This is a genomic window from Neobacillus drentensis (genome assembly GCF_036966985.1).
GTDB lineage: Bacteria > Bacillota > Bacilli > Bacillales > Cytobacillaceae > Neobacillus > Neobacillus drentensis_E.
Map to the genome: position 1 here is coordinate 937 of NZ_JBALSN010000242.1, position 10,513 is coordinate 11,449.

Consider the following 10,513-nt stretch of genomic DNA (forward strand, 5'->3'; position numbering starts at 1 on the left):
GTTCTAGCTAAAACTTCTACACCTTTGTATAGTGCATATATTATTACTATAATCAACATCGTTTCAATAAGGAACATTGGAGTCTGGCTATATACGCTAGACACTAGTAATTCCCCAGTTTCCCTTAAATCTCTAGAAGAGAGATAAATGAAAAGCGTTGCATATACAACGCTAACTATCCAGCCTAAATTTCTTCCAAGGATCTTTCGAGCATACCCACTTAAAAGAAGATTTGGATACTCACGAAATAGGTAATCGTACAGTATAAATAAAACGATTCCCCCAACAGAGGCAAGTATAACTGAAAGCCAGACATCTTTATCAGATGCAAATCCGATTGGAAGTACAAGTGCAGTACCCATTTCAAACAAAAAAATCAAAACGAATAATTGACCGGAACTAATTTTTTCTATTTCCATTTCTCACTAATCCATCCTAAAAATCAATGATTTATGTTCATTTTTAATGTTAGTTCCAATTTCAGTTTTCTTCCACCAAAGGAATAATATACAAATATAAGCGAAATAAAAAAAGCCCTTTCTCAATCTTCGAGGTAGGACTTATGTAATTCCTTCACCAGCTACTTAATATTCTCAATCACATATCTACATCTGATAATCTAAAGCACCTTTTACTTTAAGGATTCCTGCAATGACAGGGCCTGCTGTTCCCCCTACGATTTCTCCGGTCAGGACATGTACGACTAGGAAATAGTACGGAAACCGGATAGGTCCATAGCNNACTTGGCGGTACAAGACGTAATGGATTTGGCGGAAATAACTGCTGATGTAACTAATATTCAAAAACACATAAATTAGTCATATCGACTTTTGCTTAATTTGATGTCTCAATAAATTTAAGAATGTGAACGGCAACTGCACACAATTGATCATGCTCGTTCTTTATCTCAATCTTTGCCCACGATTTTTGTGTGTCTTCACAAATTTTATCGATTGTATAGGTGATATAAATGGTATCACCAATAAACACTGGCCTGATAAAACGGATGGAGTCATACCCGTAAGACACCGCAGGTAAATTTTTTCTCTGAATAATTAAGGTGGAGGTGGTAGAGGCATACCCAACAAGAAGCGCTCCATGTGCAATCCGTTTTTGGTAAGCAGTTTTTTTCATATATTCTTCATTGACATGGTTTTCGCCAAAGTCGCCCGTGATCCCTGCAAACAAATAGACATCTGATTCACTAACCGTTTTGCTAAAACGGACACTATCTCCAACTTGTAAAAGGTCATTACTCAATTGAATCACCTCTTACTATTTCCCCCTGCAAATATTGGTTCCATACGTTTTCAAACCATTCATTATCTTCTGGAATAGGTCTTACAGGCACCAGCCTGGATTGAAACCGCCCTGCAGGAGTAAGACTAGTTTCTATGATTTTGTCCCTGAGTGAACTGTTTTCATGTTTTATTTTCCATTTTTCATCTAATTTCGGATGGATTTGCACTCCCTCTGGATCGAGAACAATGTAACTTCCCCTACTGCCGCCGCCTTCTTCCAAGTATTTCTTTATACTTGATAGATAGGCTATCTGTGTGACTAACAGCATTTTATTTTGAATGGATCCAAGGATTTCACTCCTTGAACGTATCTCTAGGTTCTCATCAAATTGCTTATAAAGAGATTCCGCCTTCTCTAAAGCATCTGAGACAGAACTTAATTCTCTAATATGTGAACCAGATAAAGTCATGTTTGTCTGGATTTGTGCTCGTATTTCTTCCCCAAATGTTGAATTAGCATTCACACGGTTTGAAACACTCTGATAATATCCAAAAAGCTCACTGATTTGGTCATCTGCTTCATCTACAAATTCAGCAATTTTTTTAGGAGAAGAATTGTAATTTGTTGCAATAAACTGTGCTGCTCTATATCCCCCAACCTGGCCGCTATTTAATGAGGAACCACCAGGACGATAGATACCATGTGTACCATTAACTTCTCCAACAGGGAATAAATGCTTTATATTAGATTCCCACCATATATTTCCTTTTAAACCACCATTGTTATGCTGTGAACAAACTGCAATTTCAAGTGGTTCCGTATAAAGGTCAATTCCCTTACTCTGATAAAATTCTATCGCCAATTTATTCATTTTTTCAAGCCGCTCAATAGGTGTACCGAATAAGACGCCTGATTTTTCAAGGTATTGGTAGGCTTCTGGTTCCAGATAACTCAGAGAAAAGCTCCCTATCCTTTCATCACCTTCTGGATTGGATCGGAAATCCATAAAGACTCTTCTACCTTTGACTACTCGCTCGTTATAAACAAGTATATCTATTATTGATGAACCAAAATTTGTAAGTTTCCTAGCATCAAATGGCCATTGATACCCTTTTAAAAATACGCAGGTAGCTAGTTTTCCCATTGAACCAAAATATTGATTTAAAAATTCTTGAGGGTCGTTTCCATCCTTATCTGTACTAATGTATTTAGGAATGACTTGCTGATAAGTGCCTGAAACATTCCATCGTACCTTTATGGAAGAAAGCCCAAACTGGGATTCTGTTAAATTATTTGCTACTGCTCCTGCAGTCAAGGCAATACCAATACTTCCTATTTGGCCCTCTGGATACACAGAAGACTGGTACATGCCACCAGGACCGCCAATTCCCAAGACGATATTCTTACAATTTAATACTACGAGCCCGAGATTATCAGAATCCATTTCATTTTTGTTAATTGCAATTGCACCGATTACCTCTTTTTGATTGCCATCAGTCTTAGTAAGTAAAGCAATAACTTCATGCCTGTCTAGAACTGGTATATCTTTTCCGGTCACATCCCTCGCAAGACATTCAAACATCTGATTCGAGGTTCTTGGACCAGCAGAAGTGGCTCTTTGTTTGGGGTCGTGGTCTGTTTTGTAGCCGATGAAGGTTCCATATTTGTCATGTGGGAACGGAACACCCAACTGAACAAGATGATAAAACTCCTGTAATGATAGGGTGGCCTCTACTAAGGCAATATCCCCATGCATTGCCCCGCCATCAAACAATGTCTTTGCTAGTTCATAAGGACTGTCCGATTCTTTCCCAGAAATCGACATTTTATAATAGGTTTGTTTGTCGGATCCAGAATTATTGGAAGCACCTCCTCCTAATCTTTCCGTTACAATCGCTATATCCCGCACACCGAATTCGTGCAGATGAACAGCACAATTTAATGCTGCAGCACCACTGCCTATAACGAGTGTATTCATTGAATAGATTGGGACTTCTAATCCGTTTATGTTCTTTGTGTCTTTTTCCATTTAATTTGCCTCCCTGACTGCCGTCATCACCCCTAGGGTGGATTATTAATTCTTAATTAGCTGTCTGGAAATAATCATTTTTTGAATTTCATTCGTTCCCTCAACAATTTCTAAAACTTTTGCATCTCCAAAAAACCTTGATACATCATATTCCTCCATAATTCCATAACCGCCGTGCATTTGAACTGCTTCATGAGCAATTTCCATTGCAGATTTAGTTGCAAACATTTTTGCCATGGACGCCTCCATTGCAAAAGGCTCATTGTTATCTTTTAAAACTGCGGCTTTATATGTAATCATCCTGGCAAGCTCGATTTTTGTTGCGATTTCTGCCAGCTTGAATTGTATATTTTGGAACTCATTTAAATATCGTCCGAATGCTTTACGCTCTCTGACATATTGTAGAGATAAATCGAGACATCCCTGCGCTAAACCGACAGCCATAGCTGCAATCAAGAAACGGCCTGATGAAATTGTTTCTAGAGTTTGTCTATAGCCTTTAGCCTTGTCGCCTAGTAGATTTTCTTTTGGAACTCGGCAATTATCAAAGGTCAATTCACGAGTATCGTTCCCTTTAAACCCTATTTTTTGTAATTGTGGCCCTACTAGTAAACCTTCTGTTTCCTTTGGAACAATAAACGTCCCTATTTCTTTTTTGCCTCTTTCATCTGTTCCCGTAACGGCTGCAACAATAATCGGTCCTGTAATATCTGTTCCGGAGTTGGAAATAAAAGTCTTACTGCCATTAATAACCCACTTATCTCCATCAAGTTTGGCAGTTGTAGACAGATTATTTGCATCAGAACCTGCATTTGGTTCTGTCAAAGCAATTGCTCCTATTTTTTCCCCAGTTAGAATCGGTGTTAGCCACCTTTCCTTTTGTTGGCGTGATCCAAAATTTGATAAAAGTGAACATACAGAAGAATTACCCATGATGGAGTTTGCAACAGATGGATCAACCCGTGCAATTTCCTCATGGACAATCGCAAATGCGAGCCAGCTTCCCTCTCCTCCGCCATATTCTTCTGGATAAGGAACTCCTGCCAATCCCAATCTACCCATTTCTTGATAAACTTTTGTAGGAAAACCCTTAGTGTGACTTAACTCTTTCGCAATAGGTCTTACCTCTTTTTCAGCAAAATCTCTGGCTAGTTTTTTTATGAGCAATTCTTCATCAGTTAGTTTAAAGTCCATTAATTTAAACACTCCTCTTATGTTATTAATTAATTCATCCTCATTCTCCAATGAAAAACGGCTTTCGCTTTTCAATAAAAGCTGTGACTCCTTCTGATTTATCTTTAGTAGAAAATAAGTATGCCTGACTCAGGTTTTCGAGCAGCATCCCTACCTCCTGTGGAATGTCAGCTTGCTTTTGTATACACTGTTTTGCAAATCTTAGAGCCATAGGTGCTTTCTCAGTAATTTTTTTGGCGATATCTATTATTCGTTCTTTTAATTCGTTTTCTTCGACTACAAAGTTGATAAAACCTATATTCTTAGCCTCGGTACACCCCATCATATCTCCAAGGAAAACGAGCTCTTTCACTTTTGCTTCACCTATGAGTTTTACTAATCTATGTGTACCTCCTGCACCCGGAATCACCCCGAGCTTACATTCAGGTAATCCAAACTTTGAACGTCCTGTCGCAATTCTCAAGTCACATGCAGCAGCAAGCTCCATACCACCTCCAAGACAATAGCCATCAATCACTGCTACAGTTGGTTTTGGGAACTGGTAGATAAAATCATATAAAGATTGCATCCTTGGAAATAATGCTTCAAATGGTGACATTGCATTTAGTTCCTTAATATCTGCACCAGACGCAAACACCTTTCCTTTTCCAGAAAAAATCACAACTCTGACATCCTTCATACCTTCAGCTTCCGTAAGGGCTGATTTAATTTCATCCATCATTTCATCGCAGAAAGCATTGTAAGCGTCGGGTCTATTTAGTTCAATCCAATAAAGTGATTCTTCTTTATAGTGATTAACGTTTATGAAATTTCCCATTTGATCCCCCTAATTCCCTGATTTTTAATCCATTAATTGTCCGCCATTGACTTCAATATTTTCACCTACTATATAGGTGCTTAATGGAGACACTAAATAAAGTACAGCATCTGCCACTTCACTTGGTTGGCCTTCTCTACTTAAAGGAATCGCATTCTTGAATTGCTCTCTTGCTTCATTGCTGGTAAACCGGTCGTGGAAAGGTGTTGTGATTACTCCTGGCGACACTGCGTTCACCAATATTCCATTTCCGACTAACTCTTTTGCTAATCCCTTTGTAAAAGTGCTGACAGCAGCTTTGGATGAAGCGTACATAACAGCCCCTATACCCCCGCCGTTTCTCGCTGCAATAGAAGATACATTAACGATTCTCCCCTCCTTTTTATCTTTCATTTTTGGAATCGCATATTTTGAACATAGAAATACAGATTTCTGATTCACGTCAACGATCGTTTGCCAGAGTTCGGTGCTCATATTTTCAATTACACATCGCTCAACCAATGAACCGGCATTATTAATAAGAATGTCTACATCTCCAAGTTCTTCTTCTATTTTTATATACATTGCCTTTACTGCTTCCTCATTAGCTACATCACATTGATAGGCCTTTGCCTTTCCACCCTGTTCAACTATAGTGGAAACGACCTTTTCGGCCGATTCCTTACTGCTGTTATAATTAACCGCAACCGTGGCACCAGTCTCTGCTAATTTAAGTGCAATGGCTTTGCCAATTCCTGTTCCAGCTCCAGTTACTAAGGCTACCTTTTTTTCAAGATTAATAGAAATCATCTTTTTCCTCCTGATCAATATTTATTAAACTTTATTTGTTACTTTTCTAACGATATATTGTTGGAATAGTATTTGATTCATTTCTCTTAACTCACTAGAGATCTGAGGCATAAAATCCATATGTGCAAGTATATCCTTTTCAATTATCACTCCAGGTGCAATTTCTGTTAGAATCAAACCTTGATCACCTATTTCAAATACTGCCCTTTCCGTAATGAACATGACTTTTTGACCGGTTTCTCGTGCATATTCACCTGAAAAAGTTATCTGGTCTACTTTATTAACGAATTTTTTATGTTTCCCTTCTTTGATGATGATAAGCTGACCATCGCTAATCTCCACTTCTAAACCACCTGCTGTGAAAGTGCCACAAAAAATGATTTGCTTAGCATTTTGTGCAATATTAATAAAACCTCCGCACCCTATTATCCTATCTCCGATTTTACTCACATTTACGTTCCCATTTCCGTCTACCTGCGCTATGCCTAAACAGGCAAGATCAATTCCCCCGCCATCAAAGAAATCGAATTGGGATGGGGTATCGATAATCGCTAAAGGATTGGTTGAAGCACCAAATTCGATTCCACCTGCTGGCACACCACCTATTACCCCTTGTTCAACAGCAAAGACGAACTCATTCTGAAGCCCCATTTCTGTTGCAACAACTCCAACGGACCCTGAAATCCCTACACCTAAATTAATAACCCCTTCCGAGGGAATTTCCAATGCAGCACGCATCGCAATTACCTTTCTTTCATCGAATGGAAGAGGCTGAATCTTTTGCAAAGGGATTTTTATCTCCCCAGAATAGGCCGGGTTATAATTGGAAGCAACTGTTTGCGATTGTTCCGGACATACGATAATTCCATCTACTAAAATTCCAGGGATTTTAACGTTTTTCGGGTGCAAAGTTCCCCTGCTTGCCAGCCTTTTCACTTGGACAAAAACCTTTCCTCCCTTATTACGAACGGCTTGAGCGATTGCTAGATTTTCGAATATCGCTGCTTCCTCTTCCATAGTTATGTTACCGTCCTCATCTGCGGTGGTTCCTCTTAAAAATGCAATATCAACAGGAAAAACTTCATAAAATAGTTTTTCTTGACCTGCGATATCGATAACATGAACTAAATCCTTCGTTGTTTTTGAATTTAATTTCCCACCCTCGATTCGTGGATCAACAAAGGTTTTTAATCCCACATGAGTGAATAGTCCAGGTCTATTCGCTGCAATTTCTCGAAAAAGCTGCGAAAGGACACCTTGTGGAAGATTGTAAGCTTCAATTTTGTTTTCACTAGCGAGTTTAGCCATCCTAGGTAAGTAGTCCCAATGCCCGCCAATATCACGTTTCACCAAACCTTCATGTGCTACATGGCACATTCCACCTTCTTTTCGATCACCAACCCCTGTAATATGAACAAAGGTAAGATCCCGAGGGAAGGATGTGTTTAGGAATCTATCTTCTAATGCTTTTAAGAGTGAGGTTGGTTCTGCAAGTCCGCCACCCGCTCCTCCGACGACAATAGTACTATTATCATGAATTTGCATTACCGCATCATTTGCATTCATAAGTTTTGTATGATTCATTTATCTGACACCTCTTTACTAGAATCGTTTACTGGCTGCAACAAATTTTATATAAAGGAAAGGCAAATATGCCTTTCCTATCTATTAATCTATTTTTTGTAATACCCTCTTGAATCCAATAATTCATATATACTCTTATTCGCTTCATCCAAAGCCTCTTTAGGTGATTTTTCCCCAGCAAGGGCTTTTGAAATAGCATCTGTAATAAATTCGTGAATTCGCGGCCATTCAGGAAGAGTTGGCTCCGCTTTAGCCATTGTCAGCGTTCTCTGTAAATCAGGAAATTCAGGATGGACTTTGATTGCTTCAGGATCTTGTAATACTTCTGGAACAGGAGGAAATCCACCGGCAAGAGCATATTTCTTTGCCCCAGCAGGACTAGATAACCAAGAAATGAATTTAAAGGCTGCGTCTTTTCTTTTCGAGTGAGAGTTAATGGCGAGCGTCCAGGTATGGATGAATGGCTTACCACCCGGAACATCAGCGATTGCAAACTTGTCAGAAACCTTTGGTGATGTTTTCGCATCTAATAATTGTGGATATGCAGTATTCCATTCTACTGCCATAGCAACTTTTTCGTTTTGAAATGCTGATAATACTTCAGGAAACTCATAAGTTGTAGAGTCTGGAGGGACAATTTTTTCTTTCCTTAAATTGTCTACCACAAATTTTAATGCTTCTACTCCACTATCACTATTTAATGTAGGTTTATTATCCTTATCCAATAATTCTCCACCCATTGCCCAGAAATATTGATACCATTCTTTAGGTTGAGTTTCTCCACGTTTCCCTTGGAAGGTCGTACCAAATTCAATTGGCGAGTCAGGATTTTGGGTTTTGGTGAACTTCTTTGCTAACTCCTTATACTCTTCCCATGTTTTTGGAGGATTAGGAATCAAATCCTTTCTATAAAATAAGAAATGTGTACTAGTATCTAAAGGCATGGCGTAAACTTCGTTTTTGTATTTAACAGATTCTGCTACTGCAGGGATCACATGATTCAAATTAAAATTGCTTTTCTTCATATAGGAATTAAGGGGCTCAAATTGTCCGCCTTCACCAAATTGGCCGATATAGTTATTAAGCATGAGGACAACATCTGTGCTGTCACTTTCTCCTAGTAATTGTGTCGACACTTTTTGTAAATAGCCATCACGACCAACTTCCTGAAGATTTACTTTTATCCCAGTTTCTTTTTCAAATTCAGGAGCTACCTTAGAGAGTGTATTATAATACGTTCCTGATCGAGCAATAACGGAGATTTCCTTTACGTCTTTGCCTTCTGATTTGTTTCCACCAGACGCATTTTGACTTTCACCAGGTGCGCATCCAGTTGTAATAAGAACCAGCATTAAGATTAGAACCAAAAATTTTTTGATCATGTGTCTTCCCCCTGTATTCATAATAAAATTTATGTCTATTTCACAGCACCCATTGAAAGCCCTTTAACTAAATGCTTTTGTACAAGCAATGTGAATATGAACATCGGAATCATAAGCATTGTTCCAGTTGCAGTAACAGGTCCCCAAAGAATGGCGTCCTGTGTAACAAAATTTGCAGCCATTACAGGCAAGGTCTTAGCATGCTGACCAGTCAAGCTTAACGCAAATAGGAACTCATTCCATGAATTCATGGCAGCAAATATGGCAGATACAGCTAATCCTGGTTTTGCAAGCGGTAACATAATTCTCCACATGGCACCAAATCTTGAAGTTCCATCAATAAGCGCTGCCTCTTCCAAACTCTCAGGCAGTTCTTTTAAAAATCCCCACATTAACCATGTTACAAAAGGTAAGTTGAACGCTATGTAGGATAACGTTAAAGAAAATAAAGTATCTGTACCTCCAAATTGCCGAAAAAGGGCAAAAAAAGGAACCACTAAAACGATTGGCGGAAACATTTTCGTGAAGAAAACGGTAAAGCTGACAAACTTTTGCCCCTTCATTTTCATCCGAGCCAAGCTATATCCAGCAAGTGTTCCTATAATAAGTGAAAGGACAGTTGATAATACAGTGACAATGAATGAATTGAAAAAGTAATAAACGAAAGGCTGTGTTTTAAAAACTTGTGCATAGTTTTCAATACTTGGTTTGAAAATCCATACAGGAGGAATTTGGAAAGCCTGTGTTGTTGTCTTAATTGATGTAAACATTACCCAAAAGATTGGAAATAAAAAACCCAGTAAACATACCGTTACATATGTATACGCCCACTTATTTTTATTCATTAAATTCCCCTCCTCATTTATCAGAATAAAGTGCACGGATTGCAAACCAACAGACTATTCCGACAATGAATGTTAGAACTATCGCTAATGCAGACGAATAACCAAAATCAAAATCTGCAAATGCTTTTCTGTGCAACAAGATCGAAATCGTTTCCGTTGATGTTCCAGGACCGCCTCCAGTTAAGACGAAAATCTGGTCAAATACTTTAATCGATCCAGCAATTCTCATAACTAGAGCTACAATAATCACTGGCTTTAACAATGGTATAGTTACATTCCATAAAGTCTGCCATACACTTGCACCATCCATTTGGGCCGCTTCGAAAGGTTCTTCAGGCAACGATTTGACTCCAGCCAGGATGATAATGAACATAAAACCTGTCCATTGCCAAACATCTACCATAATGGTGGATGGGAGAGCCCATGCACTACTATTTAACAATGCAATCTTATCCATGCCTATTAGTGTCAATGCGTAGTTAAATATTCCAAAATTATAATCAAAAATGAATTTCCAAATCAGTCCAACCACAACTGGTGTAACCATCATCGGAAAAACAAGCAATGTAGTAGCTAATCCATGACCTAAAGTGATACGATTGACAGCTAATGCTAGTGTGAAGCCCAATAA

General features: G+C 38.6%; 10 protein-coding genes. All 10 read right to left on the minus strand.

Annotated elements, in window-relative coordinates; genetic code table 11:
• On the minus strand, positions 1-419 hold a 419-nt coding region (locus tag V7659_RS16345), incomplete at its 3' end, for a GerAB/ArcD/ProY family transporter (RefSeq protein ID WP_335540891.1).
• A gap of 415 nt (positions 420-834) precedes the next feature.
• On the minus strand, positions 835-1,260 hold the full coding sequence (locus V7659_RS16350) for a MaoC/PaaZ C-terminal domain-containing protein (RefSeq protein WP_335540892.1): 426 nt from the start codon (positions 1,258-1,260) through the stop codon (positions 835-837).
• Complete coding sequence (locus V7659_RS16355) at positions 1,253-3,271, minus strand: FAD-binding protein (RefSeq protein ID WP_335540893.1); 2,019 nt, start codon at positions 3,269-3,271, stop codon at positions 1,253-1,255. The genes V7659_RS16350 and V7659_RS16355 overlap by 8 nt, the downstream gene beginning before the upstream one ends.
• Positions 3,272-3,316: 45 nt before the next feature.
• Entirely contained in the window at positions 3,317-4,540 is a 1,224-nt protein-coding gene (locus V7659_RS16360) for an acyl-CoA dehydrogenase family protein (RefSeq protein WP_335540894.1), read from the minus strand.
• A complete protein-coding gene (locus V7659_RS16365) occupies positions 4,506-5,282 on the minus strand; it encodes an enoyl-CoA hydratase/isomerase family protein (protein WP_335540895.1) in 777 nt (258 codons plus the stop codon). The genes V7659_RS16360 and V7659_RS16365 overlap by 35 nt, the downstream gene beginning before the upstream one ends.
• Positions 5,283-5,306: 24 nt before the next feature.
• Positions 5,307-6,071 (minus strand): SDR family NAD(P)-dependent oxidoreductase, encoded by a 765-nt coding sequence (locus tag V7659_RS16370; protein ID WP_335540896.1) that lies wholly within the window; start codon positions 6,069-6,071, stop codon positions 5,307-5,309.
• Between the two features lie 24 nt (positions 6,072-6,095).
• Complete coding sequence (locus tag V7659_RS16375; RefSeq protein ID WP_335540897.1) at positions 6,096-7,655, minus strand: acyl CoA:acetate/3-ketoacid CoA transferase; 1,560 nt, start codon at positions 7,653-7,655, stop codon at positions 6,096-6,098.
• An 89-nt stretch (positions 7,656-7,744) separates the two neighbouring features.
• Entirely contained in the window at positions 7,745-9,037 is a 1,293-nt protein-coding gene (locus tag V7659_RS16380; RefSeq protein ID WP_335540898.1) for an extracellular solute-binding protein, read from the minus strand.
• A gap of 35 nt (positions 9,038-9,072) precedes the next feature.
• Positions 9,073-9,882, minus strand: coding sequence for a carbohydrate ABC transporter permease (locus V7659_RS16385; protein ID WP_335540899.1), 810 nt, complete (start codon positions 9,880-9,882; stop codon positions 9,073-9,075).
• A 13-nt stretch (positions 9,883-9,895) separates the two neighbouring features.
• A partial coding sequence (locus tag V7659_RS16390; protein ID WP_335540900.1) for a carbohydrate ABC transporter permease occupies positions 9,896-10,513 on the minus strand: 618 nt, incomplete at its 5' end.

Excerpts from the sequence above, each read along its gene's own strand:
- V7659_RS16355 (WP_335540893.1), bottom strand. The coding sequence starts at position 3,271 with ATGGAAAAAGACACAAAGAACATAAACGGATTAGAAGTCCCAATCTAT.
- V7659_RS16365 (WP_335540895.1), bottom strand. The coding sequence starts at position 5,282 with ATGGGAAATTTCATAAACGTTAATCACTATAAAGAAGAATCACTTTAT.
- V7659_RS16370 (WP_335540896.1), bottom strand. The coding sequence starts at position 6,071 with ATGATTTCTATTAATCTTGAAAAAAAGGTAGCCTTAGTAACTGGAGCT.
- V7659_RS16375 (WP_335540897.1), bottom strand. The coding sequence starts at position 7,655 with ATGAATCATACAAAACTTATGAATGCAAATGATGCGGTAATGCAAATT.
- V7659_RS16380 (WP_335540898.1), bottom strand. The coding sequence starts at position 9,037 with ATGATCAAAAAATTTTTGGTTCTAATCTTAATGCTGGTTCTTATTACA.
- V7659_RS16385 (WP_335540899.1), bottom strand. The coding sequence starts at position 9,882 with ATGAATAAAAATAAGTGGGCGTATACATATGTAACGGTATGTTTACTG.